This is a genomic window from Saccharopolyspora taberi (genome assembly GCF_039534165.1).
GTDB classification, from domain to species: domain Bacteria; phylum Actinomycetota; class Actinomycetes; order Mycobacteriales; family Pseudonocardiaceae; genus Saccharopolyspora_D; species Saccharopolyspora_D taberi.
Window position 1 is genome coordinate 1 of sequence record NZ_BAAAUX010000027.1, and the last position, 18,289, is coordinate 18,289.

Sequence of the window (18,289 nt, forward strand, 5' to 3'; positions counted from 1 at the left end):
CCGAGGACCCGCGGGCGCGGGTGCTGCGGGCGCAGCGGGCGCCGGTGCGGCAGGCGCTGCCGGTGCGGCAGGCGCCGCGGGTCGCGCGGCCGGATCCGCCGGAGCGGGCACGCCGGAGCCGAAGCTGCTCACGCACCAGGACTCCAGCGGCTACAACTACTACTCCGACGACTCCTCGGCCAACGACGCCTACGACTTCGACGACGACCCGTACTCCGCCGAAGCCCACGACAGCGGCTACGCCGACGACGACCCCCGGGACGGTGGGTATGCCGACGACGACCTCGCAGACCCGGACGAAGTGTTGAACGCCAAGAAGGCCCGCAAGCGCACGCTCTGGCGCCGGATCCGGCGGACCTGCTACGTCGCCGCGGCGCTGATGATCCTGATCCCGGCGGGCGTCTTCGCCTACGGCTACTTCGCCTGGCAGGTGCCCAACCCCGAGGAGCTGGCGGCCAAGACCCAGCAGACCATCACGCTGAACTACGCCGACGGCAAGCCGATGGCCAAGTACGTGCCCGACGGCGGTGCGCAGCGCACCATGATCCGGCACCTCGACGAGGTCTCGGTCGCGATGCAGAACGCCACGATCTCCGCCGAGGACGCGTCGTTCCGCACCAACCCCGGCTTCGACCTCATGGGCATCGTGCGGTCGATGTACTTCCTGGCCACCGGCAGCGGTGTCGGCGGTGGTTCGACCGTGACCCAGCAGTACATCAAGCTCGAACTGGAGCTGAACAAGAGCGACCCGGACTACGTCCGGAAGATCAAGGAGATCGTGCTCTCGTTCAAGATGACCAAGGAGCAGAGCAAGGACGACATCCTGATGGCGTACCTGAACACGGCCTACTACGGCCGGGGCGCCAACGGGATCCACGCCGCCGCCCAGGCGTACTTCGGCAAGGACCCCAAGGACCTCAACGAGAGCGAGGCCGCGCTGCTGGCAGGCATGGTCCAGCGGCCGACCGAGAACGACCCGCGGGTCAACGAGGAGCAGGGGCAGAAGCGCTGGGACTACGTCGCCGGGCAGATGGAGAAGAACGGGTTCGTCGACTCGTCCACCCGCGCCCGGATGGCCCTGCCGGAGACGCTCGAGCGCAACGAGTGGAAGACCAACTCCGCCATGACGCCGAGCCAGAGCTACGTCCTCAAGCAGGTGCTGGCCGAGCTGGGTGACAAGGGCTACGACGCCGGGGCGCTGTCCCGAGGCGGCTACACGATCACCACCACCATCGACTCGAAGGCGCAGCAGGCCGCGGAGAAGGCCGTCGAGAACGGGATGAAGGGCGAGCGGGACAACCTGCACCCGTCGCTGGTCGCCGTCGACCCCAAGACCGGTGGTGTCCGGGCCTACTACGGCGGCAACGAACTGCAGGGCTTCGACTGGGCGAACGCACCGCAGGAGCCGGGATCGTCGTTCAAGCCGTTCGTCGTCGCGGCCGGTCTGGAGAAGGACCGCGGTATCGGCGAGACCTACGACGGCAGCTCGCCGCGCACCATCTTCGGAGTCGAGTTCGCCAACTCCGGCGGGGTCCGCTGCGACGTTCCGACGCACTGCGGCATCCGCGAAGCGATGACCAAGTCGGTCAACACCGTCTTCGTCGATCTCGCCTCGCAGATCGGTGCGACCAACGTCGCCAAGGCGGCGCAGGAGGCCGGTATCCCGGACCAGTACGGCGGCAAGCCCTCGCTCGCCAACGCCGACGGCTCCGTCGACGGTGGTATCGCGCTCGGCGCGTATCCGGTCCGGACCATCGACATGGCCAGCGCCTACGGCACCTTCGCCAACGACGGGATGCGGATCAAGCCGCGGTTCGTGCAGAACATCTCCAACTCCGACGGGGTCCAGGACGTCCACACCAAGGACACCGCCCAGGTCGCGTTCGGCGATGACGAGGCCAAGAGCAAGAACATCGCCGCCAACGTCACCGAGACGATGCTGAAGGTGGCCGAGGCCGCCGACCTGAAGCTGAAGGGCAACCGCCCGGTCGCGTCGAAGACCGGTACCCACCAGTTCTTCGACACCGACGACAACTCCAAGGCGTGGATGGTCGGCTACACCCCGCAGATCTCGGCCGCCGTCTCCATCGGCGCCACCGACAAGGACGGCAGGCCGGCCCCGGTCAAGAACGCCAACGGAACCCCGATGTACGGCTCCAGCGTTCCGGGTGAGGTCTGGCGGGCGTTCATGGACGAGTACCTGACGGGCCAGCCGCAGCTGCCGTTCACCAAGGCCAAGGAGATCGGCCAGTACGTCGACGAACCGCTGCCGCCGCCTCCGCCGCCGTCGACCCCGCCGACCTCGGAGCCGCCGCCGACCTCGGCCCCGCCGTCGCAGCCCACGTCGGAGACCTCCGAGCCGTCGGAGACCGAGACGAGCCAGCCCGACGACAACTGCCACCCGCTGTGGGGCTGCAACGACAGCGGAGGCAACGACGGGGAAGAGCCGGGCAACGCCGTCCCGCCAACCCGCGAATACGGCTAGCCGAACCGAACCGCCGGTCACGTCGCAGAACGTGGCCGGCGGTTCGGCTTTCCGTCCGCTCCTACCCCGGCACCGCCCACGCCGTAGCATCCGGGGCCGTGCCCACCTCGTCCGAGCCAGCCAGCCCCGAGAAGACCGAGCCCACCGGCGCGGCGGTCGACGCCGACTCGCTCGGCCCGGCCGACCGGGTCGTGCCGACCTGGACCGAGCCGGTCGCGCGGCGGATCAGCCGCCTGGTCGGCGGGCCGCTCGGCAGGCACGCGCAGCTCGGCAGGCAGCCGTTCTGGACCCCGCTGCGGGTGGTCCTGCTGTTCGCGACGCTGATGCTGGCCGCGGGATTCCTGTTCAAGGCCCCGTGCCTGCAGACCTACGACACGACGCAGGGCCAGCAGCTGGACTGGCGCAACAGCCGCCAGTACACGGCCATGTGCTACACCGACATCATCCCGCGCTACGGCATGGGCGATCTCGCGCCGGACGGGGTGTTCCCGTACAAGACCGCGTGGCTGGAGAAGGCCGGAACTCCGCAGGAGAAGGTCCGGTACATGGAGTACCCGGTGCTGACCGGGCTGTTCCAGTGGATCAACGCCAAGATCGCGGACGGCTGGACGACGCTGGCGGGCACCGGCTGGCTCCCGGCCACGATGATCACGGTGCTGTACTTCGACATCAGCGCCTTCTGGCTGGCGGCGGCCTGGCTGACCACGGTGTGGGCGCTGTTCCTGCTGTGCCGCAGACGCGCCTGGGACGCGGCGCTGGCCGCCGTCAGCCCGCTGGTCTTCGTGCACGCCTTCACCAACTTCGACGCCCTGGCCACCGCGTTCGGCACCGCCGGCCTGCTGGCGTGGGCGCGCCGGAGACCGGTGCTGGCGGGCGTGCTGATCGGACTCGGCGGCGCGGCCAAGCTGTACCCGCTGTTCTTCCTCGGCCCGCTCCTGGTGCTGTGCCTGCGATCCGGCAGGTTGCACGACTGGCTGCGCACCGCGCTCGCCGCGGCAGGCGGCTGGCTGGTCGTCAACGTGCCGATCATGCTGCTGTACCCGACCGGCTGGCAGGAGTTCTTCCGGCTCAACGGCGAACGCCCGGCCGACCCGGACTCGCTCTACAACGTGCTGTCGTACTTCACCGGCTGGGCCGGGTTGGACGGCCAGCTGCAGAGCGGGCAGGTCCCGTCGGTGCTGAACACGGTCAGCATGGGCCTGTTCCTGCTGGCGTGCGCGGGAATCGGCTGGCTGGCGCTGGCCGCGCCGACGAGACCGCGGCTGGCCCAGCTGTGCTTCCTGGTGGTCGCGGTCTTCCTGCTGACCAACAAGGTCTGGAGCCCGCAGTACTCGCTCTGGCTGGTCCCGCTGGCGGTGCTGGCGATCCCGCGCTGGCGGCTGCTGCTGGTGTGGATGACCGTCGACGCCCTGGTGTGGGCGCCGCGCATGTACTACTACCTCGGCACGGGCAACAAGGGCCTGCCCGAAGGCTGGTTCCTCGGCGCGGTCGTGGTCCGCGACATCCTGGTCGTCGTGCTTTGCACGCTGGTCGTCCGGGAAATCCTCAACCCCGCCCTGGACCGCGTGCGCACCACGCTCGCGGTGCGCGGCGGTCGTGGCGAGCAGGTAGCCGACGACCCGTGCGGCGGTTTCCTCGACGGGACCCGGGACGTCTTCACGCTGCCCGGACTTCCCGCTCGTCGCGCGTAGCGTCCCCGGCGGACCGCGCGGCGAGGAACGCGAAGAACAACCCGACCAGCAGCGCCGCGCGTCCCCACACGCCGATCATCAGCGCCTGCGCGGTGAACCCGTCGTGGATCCCGCTGGACTCGCCGGTCATGTTCAGGTACAGCCAGCGGAAGATGCTGATGCCCATCGCGGCGTCCGCCACCAGGTACGCGGCGATCCACTCCCACCGCACCGACACGAGCACGAAGAACGGCAGCAGCCACAGCGTGTACTGCGGCGAATGCACCTTGTGCAGCAACAGGAATCCGCACAGCATCGCAGCCGACACCTGGATCCACGGGTAGTCGCCGGTGCGCCGGTACCGGCGCCAGCCCAGCGCGCACGCCACCGCGAACGACACCAGGACCGCCAGCGGCGACACCACGCCCATCGCGGACTGGAAGCCCTCGCCGTCGTCGAGCGACCGCAGTCCCCAGTACCAGACCGAGTTCGTGCTCAGGTCCACCTCTCGGTCCGACTGGAACTGGAACGACGCGAGCCAGCCCCGGTAACCGGCCAGCGCGAACGGCAGGTTCGCCACCACCACCGTCGCGACCGCGACCCCCACGACCTGCAACGCGCCCTTGACGTCGTAGCGCTTCGAACCGCTGGTCAGCACGTGCAGCGCCAGCGGCAGCACGAAGATCCCGGGGTAGATCTTGAAGGCGAACCCCAGCCCCAGCAGCAAGGACGCCAGCATCGCCCGTCGCCGCAGCGAAGCCGTTGTCCAGCACCGCATCACGAACACCGCGGCCACCGAGCAGGCCACCACCGGCAGGTCCCAGTTGTGGAACGCGTAGAGCACCAGCGGCGGGCTCAGCGCCCACAGCAACGCCCGCCACCCGCTCAACCGCCCGAGCCACCACGCGACCGCCAGCCCGAACGGCGCCATCAGCAACGCCGACGCGGCGAGGAAGCCGGCGTCGGTGTCGACGAACAGCGCGCCGAGCCAGATCACCAGCCCGGACAGCACCGGGTACTCGACCACCCCGCCGTAGAGCGACCCGTCCGGTTCGATCCCGCCGTGGACGTACGGGAACGTGTGCCGGTCGATGTCCCGGCCGATCCACAGGTTCTGGATGTCGGAGTAGCAGACGTCGCCGTAGGCCCGCTCCTGGTATGCGGGCTCGGACCGGCCCCACTCGTTGAACTCGGGACCGGTGCAGCGCGCCTTGTTGGCGTAGCCCAGGACCAGCGTCAGCGCCGTCAGCAGGCACAACGTCACCAGCCCTGCCATCGTCATCCGACGTGCGGTGATGGCGTACCTCCCGGGGTCGGTGCGGGGACTAGCCGATCCTCTCCCGCAGGAACGCGATGTCGTCGGCCTGGCCCTCGCCCGGCGTCTCCACGACCACCGGCGCCCCGGCGCTCGCGCAGACCGCGACCAGCAGCTCGGGGTCGATCTCCCCGGCACCGATGTTGGCGTGCCGGTCCCGCGAGGAACCGAAGGCGTCCCGGGAGTCGTTGAGGTGCACCAGGTCGATCCGGCCGGTGATCGCCTTGACCCGGTCGACGATGTCGAGCAGCTCCTCGCCCGCCGCGTGCGCGTGGCAGGTGTCGAGGCAGAACCCGGCGCCGAACTCGCCCACCGCGTCCCACAACCGCGCCAGCACGTCGAACCGGCGGGCCATGGCGTTGGCCCCGCCCGCGGTGTTCTCGATCAGGATCGGGACGTCGAAACCGCCGTCGGCCGCCTGCCGCTCGAACAGCTTGCGCCAGTTCGCGATGCCCTCGGCCGGATCGTCGTCCTTGGTCACGTGTCCACCGTGGACGACCAGCCCGCGCGCGCCCACCTCGGCAGCCGCCTTCGCCTGCTGCACGACCGCCTTGCGGGACGGGATCCGGATCCGGTTGTTCAGCGACGCCACGTTGATCGTGTACGGCGAGTGGATGAAGACCTCCAGCTCGCTGCCGCGCAGCTGCTCGGCCTGCGGGTGCGGCTGCGGAGCCTTCCAGCTCTGCGGGTCGGAGAGGAAGAACTGCACCACCTCGGCGCCGCGCTCGGCGGCGGCGGACAGAGGATCGTCGTCGCGGACGTGAGCACCGATGCGCATGCGGCCCAGCTTAGGACCTGCCCACCGGACCACCGACGGCGCTTCGGAGGAACGCGTCCCGGACTCCGGGACGGCCCGCCCGCGCTGCTCCGGCCGCCGAAACCGCTGGTGGACTGGGCGAAGTGGGTTGTTTCAGGGAAATTTCAGCGCAACCCATCACCTATGAGGGTGTTCACACGTTGTTCCCTCTGAGATGGTGAACAAGATTCACGGACTGGATAACGGGGGAGGGGCAGCCATGGGCGGAGCCGATCGGCGTTCCGGGGTCAACCCGCTGATCAGACGCGGTGCCGCCGCGGGACTCGTCGGCTTGGCGATGACCGCGAGCACCTTCCTCTGCACGGGCACCGCCGCCGCGGACACGCTCGTGGTCGACCGCTCGCTGGCGATCGTCGAAGCCACCCCTGGCCAGTCGATCGCGGTCTCCCCGAAGACCCTCGACTTCAAGGTGCGCGAGGCCGTCCTGCTGGCGATGCCGCTGAACTTCGGCGCCGCCGACAAGGCCAGCGACCGCTTCGCCGCGCTGTCCCCGATCCCGCTCGGCACCGCCGACGAGGGCCGCACGTTCTTCTCCGGCGGCGACATCGCGCGGGCGGCGAAGCCCAAGATCGCCGAGATCGGCCTGCCGGAGGACAAGGTCGATGCCGTGAGCTGGCACTTCGGCAACCTGGTCAGCATCGCCAACGCGCTCACGGTCAACGCCGAGGCCGCCGAGGAACCGCCGCCGCCCCCGAAGCCCTCGCCCCGGCCCGAGCCGCAGCCCGCACCGCAACCGGCTCCGCCCGCCCCGGCCCCGCCGGTGGAGTCCTCGGCCGCACCCCCGCCGCAGGCGGTGCTGCCGCCTCCGGAGTACCCGTCGGCGGGAGGCAGCACCCCGTACCGCGCGGTGCCCGGCGCCTACACCTACGTCCCCGGCTCGCTGCCGCCCTGGGCCCGCTACGGTCAGGTCCCCGGCTTCACCCCGGACGTCGGCACGCTGACCAAGCCGTGGGCCGAGCAGCAGAAGGAGCGCGAGCAGCAGGAGCAGGTCCGGGCCGTGGGCAACGCCGAGGCGCTGCCGACCGCGGGCGGCAAGCGGGTCGCCCTGCCCGTGCTGCTGGCCGCCGTCTCCATCGCGGCCCTGACCGCCGCGCTGGTTCGGAGCTGGGTCCTGCGCAGGCAGTGATCCCAGGTCGCGGGACCCCCAGGTCGCGGGTCTGCCGGGCGGGCTTGCTACCTTGGAACGGATCGTCGACGCGACGACCCTCCTGCCACGGAGAGCCCGTGGCCGTGAGTCCACAGGAGGTGAGTGGTCTTCATGCGTCATTACGAGCTCATGGTCATCCTCGACCCGAGCCTGGACGAGCGCACCGTCGCTCCGTCCCTCGAGAACTTCCTCAACGTCATCCGCAACGACGGTGGCAGCGTCGAGAAGGTCGATGTCTGGGGCCGCCGCCGGCTGGCCTACGAGATCGACAAGAACGCCGAGGGCATCTACGTCGTCCTGGACCTCAACAGCGAGCCGGCCTCCGTCAAGGAGCTCGACCGCCAGCTGAACCTCAACGAGACGGTGCTGCGGACCAAGGTCCTGCGCCGGATCGTGGAGCCGCGCAAGGCGGCCCGGGTGGCCCGCGCCGCGGCCAAGGCCAAGACCCGCGCCGAGGCGTCCGCCTGATCGCCGGCAACGGCAGGCGAACCCGCATCTAGGAGACTGGAGTCCCCAGGCGATGGCTGGTGAAACGGTAATCACGGTGGTCGGCAACCTGACCGCCGATCCGGAACTGCGCTTCACCCCGTCCGGCGCCGCGGTCGCGAACTTCACGGTCGCCTCCACGCCCCGGACCTTCGACCGCCAGAGCGGCGAGTGGAAGGACGGCGAAGCGCTGTTCCTGCGCTGCAACATCTGGCGGCAGGCAGCGGAGAACGTGGCGGAATCGCTCACCCGCGGCATGCGGGTGGTCGTGCAGGGCAGGCTGCGCCAGCGCTCCTTCGAGACGAAGGAGGGCGAGAAGCGCACCGTCGTCGAGCTGGAAGTCGACGAGATCGGGCCCTCGCTGCGGTACGCGACCGCGAAGGTGAACAAGGTCAGCCGCTCCGGCGGCGGCGGGTTCGGCGGCCCCGGTGGTGGCGCCCCGCCCGCGGACGACCCGTGGGGTTCCGCTCCCCCCGCCGGTTCCGGCGGCGGGTTCAGCGACGAGCCGCCGTTCTGACGGCGCGCACCCACTGACACAGAAGTTTTCGCTCAGGAGGAAGACCAATGGCCAAGGCGCCCGTGCGCAAGCCGAAGAAGAAGGTCTGCGTGTTCTGCAAGGACAAGGCCGCGCAGAGCATCGACTACAAGGACACGACGCTGCTGCGGAAGTACATCTCCGACCGCGGCAAGATCCGTGCCCGTCGCGTGACCGGCAACTGCAGCCAGCACCAGCGCGACGTCGCCATCGCGGTGAAGAACGCCCGCGAGATGGCGCTGCTGCCCTACACCTCGACCGCTCGCTGACCGAAGGGAGACACGTCGTGAAGATCATCCTCACCGCTGACGTGACCGGCCTCGGCGAGTCCGGCGACATCGTCGAGGTCAAGGACGGCTACGCCCGCAACCTGCTGCTGCCCCGCGGCCTGGCGATCGTCGCCACCAAGGGCGCGCAGAAGCAGGTCGAGACCATCCGCCGCACCCAGGAGGCGCGCCGGGTCCGCAACCTGGAGCACGCCCACGAGCTCAAGCAGCAGCTGCAGGGCCTCGGCGGGGTCACGCTGACCGCCAAGGTCTCCAAGCAGGGCAAGCTGTTCGGCTCGATCACCTCCGCCGACATCGTCGCGGCGGTGCGCAAGGCCGGTGGCCCGAACCTGGACAAGCGTTCGGTCGACCTGCGGGGCCACATCAAGTCCCTCGGCAGGCACGTCGTCGACGTGCGCCTGCACCCCGACGTGAAGGCGTCGGTCAGCGTTCAGGTCGCCGCTGCCGCGAACTGATCCACCGCGGTTCCGCGCGGAGTCGGCCTCGTCGGCTCCGCGCGGGATCCGGCACTCCCGGGCTCGGCGTCCGGTACGAACCTGCTTTCGCCCGTTCAGGTGTGGTGTGATCACGCCCTCACTCGGATGTCGCAGTCGTGATCACTGCTGCCACGGCGGGGACGGCTGACTCCGACACGCCGAAGAAGCACTTCGGCCGCGACACGCCGAGACATTTCCACGGATTCTTTCCACAGCTTGTACACAGGCGCTGACCTGCGGTTTCCAGTCGATCATGTCTGGTTATCCCCAGGTTATCCCCAGCTGGGTGGGAGAACTTCGTGGAGTTGTCCCCAGGCTTTCCCGACCTGTCCACATGCTGTCCCCGGGTTTGTCCACAGCTCGACTTGCCTGCTCCAAGCGGGCGATCTAGCTTCGCCGCGCGTGTGTCCGCGCAACCGCGCGTGATCTTGCGCGTTGGCGGCATAGGCTGCGACCGACGTCGTTGCGCCGCCCGCCGTGCGCGGTGGCGGGGCCTTCCAGGAGGTGACTGGTACCGGTGGCGTTGGCCGACGAACGGGGAGTCGAGCCCTCCCCCAACGGTGGTGGACCCGCGAACTACGACGGGTCCTTCGAACGGCAGCCCCCGCAGGACATCGCCGCGGAGCAGTCCGTCCTGGGCGGCATGATGCTGAGCAAGGACGCGATCGCCGACGTCGTCGAGGTGCTGCGCCCCAGCGACTTCTACCGGCCCGCGCACCAGGCGATCTACGACTGCGTCCTGGACCTCTACGGCCGCGGCGAACCCGCGGACGCGATCACCGTCTCCGCCGAGCTCGACCGCAGGCAGGAACTCCTGCGCGTCGGCGGCGCGCCGTACATGCACACGCTGATCGCGACCGTGCCCACGGCCGCCAACGCCGGCTACTACGCCGAGATCGTCGCGGAGAAGGCGCTGCTGCGCCGGCTCGTCGAGGCGGGCACCCGCATCGTGCAGCTGGGTTACCACGGCTCCGAGGGATCACCGATCGAAGAGGTCGTCGACCGCGCCCAGGCCGCGATCTACGACGTGACCGAACGCCGCACCAGCGAGGACTACGCGGCGCTCGAAGACCTGCTGCAACCCACGATGGACGAGATCGACGCGATCGCGTCCCGCGGCGGCGAGTCCCAGGGCATCCCGACCGGCTTCACCGACCTCGACGCCGTCACCAACGGCCTGCACGCGGGCCAGATGATCATCGTCGCGGCCCGTCCAGGTGTCGGAAAGTCGACGCTGGGCCTGGACTTCGCCCGGTCCTGCTCGATCAAGCACGGCATGGCCAGCGTCATCTTCTCGCTGGAGATGGGCAAGACCGAGATCGTGATGCGCATGCTGTCCGCCGAAGCGCGCATCCGCCTCGGGGACATGCGCGGTGGCCGGATGACCGATGACGACTGGACCCGGCTCGCGCGGCGGATGAGCGAGATCAGCGAGGCGCCGCTGTTCGTCGACGACTCGCCGAACCTGACGATGATGGAGATCCGCGCGAAGGCCCGCAGGCTCAAGCAGCGCAACGACATCCAGCTCATCGTCGTCGACTACATGCAGCTGATGACCTCGGGCAAGCGCGTCGAGTCCCGGCAGCAGGAGGTCTCGGAGTTCTCCCGGAACCTCAAGCTGCTGGCCAAGGAGCTCGAAGTCCCGGTCGTGGCGATCTCCCAGCTGAACCGAGGACCCGAGCAGCGCACCGACAAGAAGCCGCAGCTGTCCGACCTGCGCGAGTCCGGTTCGCTGGAGCAGGACGCCGACATGGTCATCCTGATCCACCGCCCCGACGCCTTCGAGCGCGACGACCCGCGCATGGGCGAAGCGGACCTGATACTGGCCAAGCACCGTGCGGGCCCGCAGGCCACCGTGACCGTCGCGCACCAGCTGCACTACAGCCGTTTCGTCGACATGGCCCAGGAATAGGGCAGGGTTGTAGGGTCTCCAAGCTGGCTTCATTTCCTCGGCAGCCACTTCATCTCCGCTTCATCTGTGAAGTAAAGATGAGACTGGGGCGTCCGGGTGGTGGTCGTGGGCACCTCGTATCCGAGCTGCTGCTGATCAGGTCGGTTGGTCAGGACGTTGGCTTGACGTTTGGCCTGAACGTGGCGCGGTATGTGCGCGGTCGGTGTCCGGTCAGCCTGGCGAAGACAGTGCTGAACGTTCCAGGGTCGTGGTATCCGACCTCGACGGCGATGCTGGCGACTGTCTTTTCCGTGGTCTCCAGGAGATGTTTCGCCTTGCGCACTCGCCTCGCCTGGAGGTAGTCGAGCGGGGTTTGGCCGGTCTCGCGGCGAAATCGCCGTAGCAGGGTTCGGGTGCTGACGTGGAACGTTGCGGCGAGCAGCCCGAGGTCGTAACGCTCGCGCATGTTCTGGTCGAGCCATCGTTTGACGCTGTGGGAGAACTCGCTGCCCGTCGCCGGCAACAGTGCCGCGTCGACATAGGGCGTCTGGCTCGATCGCGCGTCGTCGACGAGTGCGATGCGAGCGGTGGCGCGGGCAACGCTGTTGCCGTCGTGTTCGCGGATGAGGCCCAGGGCGAAGTCGTACATCGCGCTGAACGCGCCCGTTGTGGTGATCCCGCTGTCGGTGACCACGAGCTTTTCTGGCCGCACGTTCGTGCGTGGGCATCGGTCGGCAAGCCGGTCGGCGAACAGCCACGAGGTTGTTGACTGGCGCCCGTCGAGCAGGCCGGCGTCGGCCAGCAGGAACGCTCCGACGCAGATCGAAACCACAGCGACTCCCGATTGCGCGCCGGATCTGATGGTGTCGATTTCGGGGCCGAGGGAGCGCAGTGTCACGTCGAGGTCGAGTGCGGTGTGCAGCTCGAATCCCGGTACGACGAGGACGTCGAGGACGTCGACGTCACGTGTTGGGGCGACGGTGAGCACCGCGCCGCCGGAGGCGACCACGCGCCGCCGTGGCGAGAGGATGGAGACCTCGTACGAGGAACCACTGGCCGCGCTGCCGGCGGCGACGTGCGAGGCCATGGTGAGCAGATCGGGCACCCCGAACACCTCTGAAGCGAAGCACCCTGGATAGGCAAGCACGCCAACGCGAAGTGGGATCGCCATGGTGGCGAGATTACCCGGATATGTGGCGATCTCGCCTCTTGTCGGAGGCAGGGGCAACGCATGAGAGTGATGCGATGGCGATCACCGAGGGACGGGCGGACGACACACTCGCGGACTTTTCGGCGCGGCTTGTCGACGTTGAGGGTGTCAGCAAGACCGTCTGCGTGGCCGGGTCTGGACCGGGTGTTGTGCTGATGCCGGAAATGCCCGGCATCAGCCCAGATGTCATCCGTTTCGCGCGCTGGATACGGGACGCGGGATTCACGGTCTACCTTCCGTCGTTGTTCGGTGTCGACGGCGCCTTCCCCACCACCGCCGAGGGGGAGAAGGTCGTCCGACGCGCCTGCGTCAGCGCCGAGTTCCGGGCGTTCGCCGGTGGCGGTACGAGCCCCGTCACAGCCTGGCTGCGGGGGCTGGCGAGGACGGCGCTGGCGGAATGTGGCGGGCCGGGTGTAGGTGCGATCGGGCTCTGCTTCACCGGCAACTTCGCGCTCACCATGACACTCGAATCGGCCGTCATCGCGCCGGTGGTCAACCATCCTTCGCTGCCCCTGGACGACCCTGGCGGACTGGAAATCAGCGACGAGGACGCCGTCACGATCCGCGAGCGCATCGAGCGCGATGGGCTGACGGTGCTCGCCTACCGCTTCGACAACGACCGGTGGTGCACAGGGCAGCGGTTCGCCGCCTACCGGGCGCTGCTGGGCGACGCGTTCGACGACCGTGTCCTTCCGGGTGAGGCAGCCAATCCCAATCCGCCGCCGTTCTTCCGCGACATCGTTGGCTGCCCCCACAGCGTCGTCACCGCTCACCTCGTCGACCAGCAGGGACACCCCACGCTGCGCGCCAGAGACGAGATCCTTGCCTTTCTCGCCACGCGACTCGGCCACGACCAGCCGCCGAGGAAACGTCACGGATTTGAGACTGATCTTGATGACATCACGGTGAGACAACCGAAAAACCCCAGGTGACACAAGATCGACATGTCACGCACGGTGAGACCCTACAGCTGCAGGGGCTCGACGACACCATCCCGCGCTGCGCGGTGGCGGTGTCACACAGAGGTGAGAGGCTGCCGCACGAAGCGCGCCCAACCCGGAGGAGCTGACACCGTGAAGCTGACGACGATCACGAACATCTCCGTCGACGGAGTGATGCAGGGACTCGGCGGGCGGGACGAGGACCGCAGGGGCGGATTCGAGCGCGGCGGGTGGGCCTTGCCGCTGTTCGACGACGAGGCCGAGACGTTGCTCGGCGAGGTCTACCAGCGCGCCGACGCGTTCCTGTTCGGTCGGCGGACCTATGAGATCTTCGCCGGTTCCTGGGGTGCGATGGAAGATCCGAGCAGCAGTCCCATCGGAGCGGCGTTGAACGCGCGGCCCAAGTACGTCGCGTCGACCACGCTCACCGACCCGCAGTGGGCGGACACGACCGTCCTCTCCGGTGACGTCGCGGCCGCCGTCCGCGAGCTGAAGGCCAGGCCGGGTGGTGAGCTGCAGGTGCACGGCAGCGGCAGCCTGGTCCGGCGGCTGTTCGACGACCAGCTGGTCGACGAGATCACCCTGCTCATCTATCCCGTGGTCGTCGGCCAGGGCACGCGGCTGTTCCCCGACGCCGGCCCGGATGCGGCGCTTGACCTGGTCGACTCGCGGGTCACCGCGACGGGGATAACGATCCAGGTCTACCGGCCCAGCGGGCGCCCGCAGTACGCGACCTGAGGCACGTCAGTCGGGCACCGCGAGCTGTTCGACCATGCTGCGCTGGACCACGTTGCCGGACAGCTCGCGCGCTTCAACGCTGAGGCACCCTGACGCTGTGCCTCAGCGCAGCTCCAGATGGCGGCGGAACCACGTGGTCAGCCCGGTGTCCACCGCCCGCGCCTGCGGCAGCTGCGGAGCGGGCTCGATGCCGGGCTCGTCCGCGAGCGGGTGCGCCAACCCGGGAACCCGCAGCAGCTCGGCCCGTTCCCCCAGCGCGCCGACGAGGTCGGACGCGTCGGTGCGCAGGGCCGGGTGGTCCTGCTCGCCGCTGACGACCAGCAGCGGTGCGGTGATGGCGTCCGCCTTGGTGACGAAGTCCAGGCTGTCGGCGATCTTCCCGGACTCGGCGTCGTAGGCGTACTCGCCGGGGAACAGGTCGACGACGGAGCGGATCCGGATCGCCGCGTTCACGACGGCGCCTGCGAAGACCGGCGTCCCGGTCTCGGCGAGCACCCGCAGCGCGACAGCCCCGCCCAGCGAGCCCCCGAGCACGCCGATCGGGCCGTCGTCGACCGGCAACTGCGCGCGGATCGACGCCAGCGCGGCCGGGAACTCCTCGGTCGCCTGCCGGACGAACGGGTGCAGGAAGGACATCAACGGGTCGGTGCTGAACAGCTCCACGATGGCGTCCGTGCTGCCGTCGACCATGCGCGCTCCGCACATCGGCATGCCGAGGTGCACCCGCCACGCGGGCAGGTCGTGCATCGGCAGGGCGGCGGCGAACGCGGCGTCCGACCTCGGTGCGTCGAGCATGTGCCAGGTGACGATCAGCGGCGCGCTGCCGCCGTCGGCCGGTGGCAGTGCGGTGAACGGGACGTCGGCGGCAGTGCCCGTGATTGTGCGCATGCGGCCACAGTAGATCCGCCGACGCAGGCCGGGAATCCGTTATCGCTGCTGGTGAAATCAGTACAGCGGGAACGCCCAGCCGCCGGGGTAGAACGGTTCCCGGTCGCCTCGGAAGGCGGCCGAGGTCCGGGCCAGCGCACCCGGTCGCAGCTCCTCGACCAGACCCGCGGCCGCGAGCGACGTCAGCGTCGTGCCGCCCAGGAACGCCGCGCCGAGCTCCGCCACGTCCAGCCGCAGATCGGCGGATTCCTCGGTGCGCTCGCAGCTGACGGCATCGCCGTCCGCCCGCAGGCGGTAGCGGCCGGTGTTCCACGGGCAGAAGCTGTCGTCGACCTCCAGCACCACGTCGAGCGGCGCCGAGTACCGGCGCACTTCCAGCGCGCGGTCGACGTCGACCAGCCGGACCCACAATCTGTCTACTGTGGATGGACGCAGGGAACGCGGGTCCGTCAGCATGTGCTGCAGCGGTTCGTCCACGGCGCCCTCGTACTCGATCCACGGAGCCAGGTCGATTCCGACGAGATACCGCCAAAGCGCGGCGTATGCGGAACGGGTGAGCGCTGCCAGCTCCTCCACCACCACAGTGCCGACGTCGTTCCCGCGCGCTTCGCGATGGCGGTAGCTGACGTAGCCGGTGGTCCGGCCGTCCGGTTCCTGGTGCAGGGCGAACCGCAGCGAGGTCGCGCCGCCGCGCGCGTGCGGCTCGTCGAAGAAGCGGACCTTCCAGTGCTCTTCGCCCCGGTCCGGCCAGCCGACCGACGTCGTTCTGACCGCGTCGTAGACCTTCTCGATCTGCCGGAGCGCCTGGGCGCGGTTGACGAGCCGGATCGAACCGCCGCCGAAATCCGTGCCGGGGCGGAAGAACATCGCGCGCTTCTCGCACCGGAGCCGGCTCCCCCGCGTGGCGGGGCCGTAGCCGTACCTGCCGTAGATCGCCGCTTCCGCGGGGCGCAGCGCGGCGATCGGCTCCAAGCCCTGCTCGTGCAGGTCCGTGAGCTGGCGGCGCATCATCGAGGTGAGGATGCCGCGGCGCCGGTGCGTTGGCGTCACGCCGACCGTGGCGACGCCCGCGACGGGCGTGACCGCACCGGGCACGGTCAGCATCCGGGGGTACAGCGAAGCCCCTCCCACGGGCGTGTCCTGGTCGAACGCGGCGATGGTGCGCCGCAGGTCCGTGGCCGCCCGCTGGTTGGCGATCTCCTGGTGGGAGCGGTCCATTCCGTAGGTGTCGGCGATCATCCGCGCCCACGCCTCGAACTCGTCTTCGGTGATGGGACGAAGCGGATAGGCCATGGCACCTGTGTAGTACGCGGAGAACGCCGTTGCGACCGGTTTTTCCGTATGGTCGTGTGGATGGACCCGCTGCACTGGGACAAGATGTACCGCAGCCGCGACCAGGTTTTCAGCGGCGAACCCAACGGTGTGCTCGTCGCGGAGGTCACCGAACTGCCCGCGGGGCGAGCCCTCGACGTGGGGTGCGGTGAAGGCGCCGACGCGCTCTGGCTCGCCGGACGCGGCTGGCAGGTCACCGCGGTCGACATCTCCCCCGTCGCCCTGCAACGCGCCGCTGCCGCGGACACCACCGGCCGCGTGACGTGGACGAACGCCGACCTGATCAGCACGCCGCCCCCGGCGGGTGCGTTCGACCTGGTGTCCGTCCAGTACTTCCCGCTCGTGCGGCAGCCCGGCCACGCCGCGCTGCGCGGCCTGCTGGACGCCGTCGCACCCGGCGGCACCTTCCTCTTCGCCAGCCACGACCTCGCGGACCTGACCCCGCGTCCGGAAGAGGGCTTCGACCCCCGCGACTACTACCAGCCCAGCGAAGTCGCCGGGATCCTCGGCGACGACTGGACCGTGCTGGTCGACGAAACCCGCCCGCGCGCCACACCCGCCGGGACGCACCACACCCACGACACCGTCCTGCGAGCGCGCCGCTCGCGGTGATCCGGATTCGGGTTGGACACATCCGCCACCGCCAACGGCATAGGTGGTAGCGGATGACCGATTCGAACGAGGAGATGTCGTGCGGCATCAACGTGCGAGGCGCCCATGACCGCCACCAGCGCTTGTCCCCGCGCGGCATGCGCCTGCGCTCTGCGGGATTTGCGGTCGGGTAGCTGCCCGGCCCTGGAACCGGACGTGTCCGAAGGCGAACTGCTGGGCGCGGCCTTCACGGCGTTCCACGACGCGCACCGGGTGAACTTCCTGAAGTACGCGCGTGCTCGCGGACTTTCCTTCCACGACGCCGAAGACGTGGTCAACGACGCCTTCGTGCAGCTGTACCGGAACCGGGAACGCCTTGCGAACAGCGACAATCCGGCCGCGCTCGGCTTCAAGGTCGTCCGGGACGCCGTCGCCGACCACTGCCGCCGCCAGGACCGGCAACCGGTGCCGACAGCCGCCGTCGACGACCGCCCGGGGCCGGACGAGGTCACCGCTGTGGTCACCCGGGTCGACCTGGAACGGGCGATCGACCAGCTGCCGCAGCGCCGGGCGGACTGCATGCGGCTGCACGCGTTCCTGGACCAGGACGCCCGGGCCATCGCCGACTACCTGGAGATCAGCGTGTCGGCGGTCCGGACGCACCTGTACCTCGCGCGCCGGCACCTCGCCAAGAGGTTCACCAAGGAGGGGGGACGTCGTGGACTTTGAGGAAGCGATGGAGGACACCGCGCGGTTCCTGCGGTCCGAGTACTCCGACTACGACGTCGTGGCGGCCCGTCAGGCGCTGGAGGACCGGATCATCGCGCTGGAGATGCCTTCGGCTGTGCCCGTGCGGACCCCGGTCGGACATCCGCACCCGTCGATCGGTGCTGCCGCTCAGGAAATCACGCCGGACAGGCACGACTGGAGGCTCGACGCGGCGTGCCGCGGCGACGAGCCGGATCAGCTCTTCGTCCGCGGGGGGCAACAGCGCATGGCCAGGATGGTCTGCTTCGGGTGCCCGGTGCGCACCGAATGCCTCAGCGAGGCGCTGGACAACCGGATCGAGTTCGGTGTCTGGGGCGGCATGACCGAGCGGGAGCGGCGTGCGCTGCTGCGTCGTCGGCCCGACGTCCGGTCGTGGAAGGAACTGCTGGAGATGGCCAGGACCGATTCGGAGATCCAGCAGATCATCGAAAGCCGAGGGGCCTGATCACGCAGACCCCGGGCGAGGTCTTCGCCCGCGGCCCCTGCGCTCGCAGGGGAAACCAGTTCCAGGAGGTGACGATGGACGAGCAGTGCCCGGTGTGCCGACGCGGGTGCCCGAAGCGTTCCGTGCCCTGGCAGGCGATCGGAGCGCTCGTGACGCTGGTGGTCCAGGTTTGGAACGTCGTGGCGGGCATCCTGTCCAACTGACCACGGGGCCGGGTTCGGCGGCCGTCGAACCCGGCCCCGGCGATGTCCGGATGTGACAGGGAAT

General features: G+C 69.4%; 19 protein-coding genes. 14 read left to right on the forward strand and 5 right to left on the reverse strand.

Going from position 1 to position 18,289, the window contains the following annotated elements; translation table 11 throughout:
• Both ABD691_RS28375 and ABD691_RS28380 read left to right on the forward strand, forming a co-directional pair.
• A partial coding sequence (locus ABD691_RS28375) for a transglycosylase domain-containing protein (RefSeq protein ID WP_344684911.1) occupies positions 1–2,485 on the forward strand: 2,485 nt, incomplete at its 5' end.
• 98 nt (positions 2,486–2,583) lie between these two features.
• Complete coding sequence (locus ABD691_RS28380) at positions 2,584–4,176, forward strand: glycosyltransferase family 87 protein (RefSeq protein WP_344684913.1); 1,593 nt, start codon at positions 2,584–2,586, stop codon at positions 4,174–4,176.
• On the opposite strand, the gene ABD691_RS28385 is transcribed toward ABD691_RS28380, so the two are convergent.
• Positions 4,142–5,431, reverse strand: a complete 1,290-nt coding sequence (locus ABD691_RS28385) for a glycosyltransferase family 87 protein (RefSeq protein ID WP_344685005.1) — start codon at positions 5,429–5,431, stop codon at positions 4,142–4,144. The two genes, ABD691_RS28380 and ABD691_RS28385, sit on opposite strands and share 35 nt — an antisense overlap.
• A 49-nt stretch (positions 5,432–5,480) precedes the next feature.
• Positions 5,481–6,248, reverse strand: coding sequence for a deoxyribonuclease IV (locus ABD691_RS28390; RefSeq protein WP_344684914.1), 768 nt, complete (start codon positions 6,246–6,248; stop codon positions 5,481–5,483).
• 238 nt (positions 6,249–6,486) lie between these two features.
• Here ABD691_RS28390 and ABD691_RS28395 point away from each other — a divergent pair, with 238 nt between their 5' ends.
• The 6 genes from ABD691_RS28395 (at position 6,487) to dnaB (ending at position 11,130) form a co-directional block, all read left to right on the forward strand.
• Positions 6,487–7,413, forward strand: a complete 927-nt coding sequence (locus tag ABD691_RS28395) for a hypothetical protein (RefSeq protein WP_344684915.1) — start codon at positions 6,487–6,489, stop codon at positions 7,411–7,413.
• Between the two features lie 132 nt (positions 7,414–7,545).
• On the forward strand, positions 7,546–7,902 hold the full coding sequence (gene rpsF, locus ABD691_RS28400) for a 30S ribosomal protein S6 (protein ID WP_344684917.1): 357 nt from the start codon (positions 7,546–7,548) through the stop codon (positions 7,900–7,902).
• 52 nt (positions 7,903–7,954) lie between these two features.
• The gene (locus ABD691_RS28405; protein WP_344684919.1) at positions 7,955–8,437 is read left to right on the forward strand and encodes a single-stranded DNA-binding protein; all 483 of its coding nucleotides are present in this window, start codon (positions 7,955–7,957) and stop codon (positions 8,435–8,437) included.
• Between the two features lie 47 nt (positions 8,438–8,484).
• Positions 8,485–8,724 carry a 30S ribosomal protein S18 gene (gene rpsR, locus ABD691_RS28410; RefSeq protein ID WP_009948341.1) on the forward strand — a complete coding sequence of 80 codons (240 nt, stop codon included), beginning with the start codon at positions 8,485–8,487 and terminating at the stop codon, positions 8,722–8,724.
• Positions 8,725–8,741: 17 nt separating this feature from the next.
• Positions 8,742–9,197 carry a 50S ribosomal protein L9 gene (gene rplI, locus ABD691_RS28415; RefSeq protein ID WP_344684928.1) on the forward strand — a complete coding sequence of 152 codons (456 nt, stop codon included), beginning with the start codon at positions 8,742–8,744 and terminating at the stop codon, positions 9,195–9,197.
• A 538-nt stretch (positions 9,198–9,735) separates the two neighbouring features.
• Positions 9,736–11,130 (forward strand): replicative DNA helicase, encoded by a 1,395-nt coding sequence (dnaB, locus tag ABD691_RS28420; protein WP_344684930.1) that lies wholly within the window; start codon positions 9,736–9,738, stop codon positions 11,128–11,130.
• A gap of 148 nt (positions 11,131–11,278) precedes the next feature.
• Here the strand turns inward: dnaB and ABD691_RS28425 are convergent, their stop codons facing one another.
• Positions 11,279–12,214 (reverse strand): GlxA family transcriptional regulator, encoded by a 936-nt coding sequence (locus ABD691_RS28425; protein ID WP_344684932.1) that lies wholly within the window; start codon positions 12,212–12,214, stop codon positions 11,279–11,281.
• Positions 12,215–12,354: 140 nt separating this feature from the next.
• On the opposite strand from ABD691_RS28425, the gene ABD691_RS28430 reads away from it, so the two are divergent.
• A complete protein-coding gene (locus ABD691_RS28430; RefSeq protein ID WP_344684934.1) occupies positions 12,355–13,251 on the forward strand; it encodes a dienelactone hydrolase family protein in 897 nt (298 codons plus the stop codon).
• A 141-nt stretch (positions 13,252–13,392) separates the two neighbouring features.
• Positions 13,393–13,998, forward strand: coding sequence for a dihydrofolate reductase family protein (locus ABD691_RS28435; protein WP_344684936.1), 606 nt, complete (start codon positions 13,393–13,395; stop codon positions 13,996–13,998).
• 102 nt (positions 13,999–14,100) lie between these two features.
• Here the strand turns inward: ABD691_RS28435 and ABD691_RS28440 are convergent, their stop codons facing one another.
• Both ABD691_RS28440 and ABD691_RS28445 read right to left on the reverse strand, forming a co-directional pair.
• Entirely contained in the window at positions 14,101–14,886 is a 786-nt protein-coding gene (locus ABD691_RS28440; RefSeq protein ID WP_344684938.1) for an alpha/beta hydrolase family protein, read from the reverse strand.
• Between the two features lie 57 nt (positions 14,887–14,943).
• A complete protein-coding gene (locus ABD691_RS28445) occupies positions 14,944–16,179 on the reverse strand; it encodes a GNAT family N-acetyltransferase (RefSeq protein ID WP_344684940.1) in 1,236 nt (411 codons plus the stop codon).
• Positions 16,180–16,239: 60 nt separating this feature from the next.
• Between ABD691_RS28445 and ABD691_RS28450 the strand changes: the two genes are divergently transcribed.
• The 4 genes from ABD691_RS28450 (at position 16,240) to ABD691_RS28465 (ending at position 18,225) form a co-directional block, all read left to right on the forward strand.
• A complete protein-coding gene (locus tag ABD691_RS28450) occupies positions 16,240–16,830 on the forward strand; it encodes a class I SAM-dependent methyltransferase (RefSeq protein WP_344684942.1) in 591 nt (196 codons plus the stop codon).
• Positions 16,831–17,025: 195 nt separating this feature from the next.
• Entirely contained in the window at positions 17,026–17,538 is a 513-nt protein-coding gene (locus ABD691_RS28455; RefSeq protein WP_344684943.1) for an RNA polymerase sigma factor, read from the forward strand.
• Between the two features lie 175 nt (positions 17,539–17,713).
• Positions 17,714–18,022 (forward strand): WhiB family transcriptional regulator, encoded by a 309-nt coding sequence (locus ABD691_RS28460; RefSeq protein ID WP_344685006.1) that lies wholly within the window; start codon positions 17,714–17,716, stop codon positions 18,020–18,022.
• A 74-nt stretch (positions 18,023–18,096) separates the two neighbouring features.
• The gene (locus ABD691_RS28465) at positions 18,097–18,225 is read left to right on the forward strand and encodes a hypothetical protein (protein WP_344684945.1); all 129 of its coding nucleotides are present in this window, start codon (positions 18,097–18,099) and stop codon (positions 18,223–18,225) included.
• The last annotated feature ends 64 nt before the right edge of the window (positions 18,226–18,289 follow it).

Excerpts from the sequence above, each read along its gene's own strand:
- ABD691_RS28405 (WP_344684919.1), top strand. The coding sequence starts at position 7,955 with ATGGCTGGTGAAACGGTAATCACGGTGGTCGGCAACCTGACCGCCGAT.
- ABD691_RS28395 (WP_344684915.1), top strand. The coding sequence starts at position 6,487 with ATGGGCGGAGCCGATCGGCGTTCCGGGGTCAACCCGCTGATCAGACGC.
- rpsF (WP_344684917.1), top strand. The coding sequence starts at position 7,546 with ATGCGTCATTACGAGCTCATGGTCATCCTCGACCCGAGCCTGGACGAG.
- ABD691_RS28385 (WP_344685005.1), bottom strand. The coding sequence starts at position 5,431 with ATGGCAGGGCTGGTGACGTTGTGCCTGCTGACGGCGCTGACGCTGGTC.
- ABD691_RS28430 (WP_344684934.1), top strand. The coding sequence starts at position 12,355 with ATGGCGATCACCGAGGGACGGGCGGACGACACACTCGCGGACTTTTCG.
- ABD691_RS28465 (WP_344684945.1), top strand. The coding sequence starts at position 18,097 with ATGGACGAGCAGTGCCCGGTGTGCCGACGCGGGTGCCCGAAGCGTTCC.
- ABD691_RS28450 (WP_344684942.1), top strand. The coding sequence starts at position 16,240 with ATGGACCCGCTGCACTGGGACAAGATGTACCGCAGCCGCGACCAGGTT.
- ABD691_RS28440 (WP_344684938.1), bottom strand. The coding sequence starts at position 14,886 with ATGCGCACAATCACGGGCACTGCCGCCGACGTCCCGTTCACCGCACTG.
- ABD691_RS28445 (WP_344684940.1), bottom strand. The coding sequence starts at position 16,179 with ATGGCCTATCCGCTTCGTCCCATCACCGAAGACGAGTTCGAGGCGTGG.
- ABD691_RS28390 (WP_344684914.1), bottom strand. The coding sequence starts at position 6,248 with ATGCGCATCGGTGCTCACGTCCGCGACGACGATCCTCTGTCCGCCGCC.
- rpsR (WP_009948341.1), top strand. The coding sequence starts at position 8,485 with ATGGCCAAGGCGCCCGTGCGCAAGCCGAAGAAGAAGGTCTGCGTGTTC.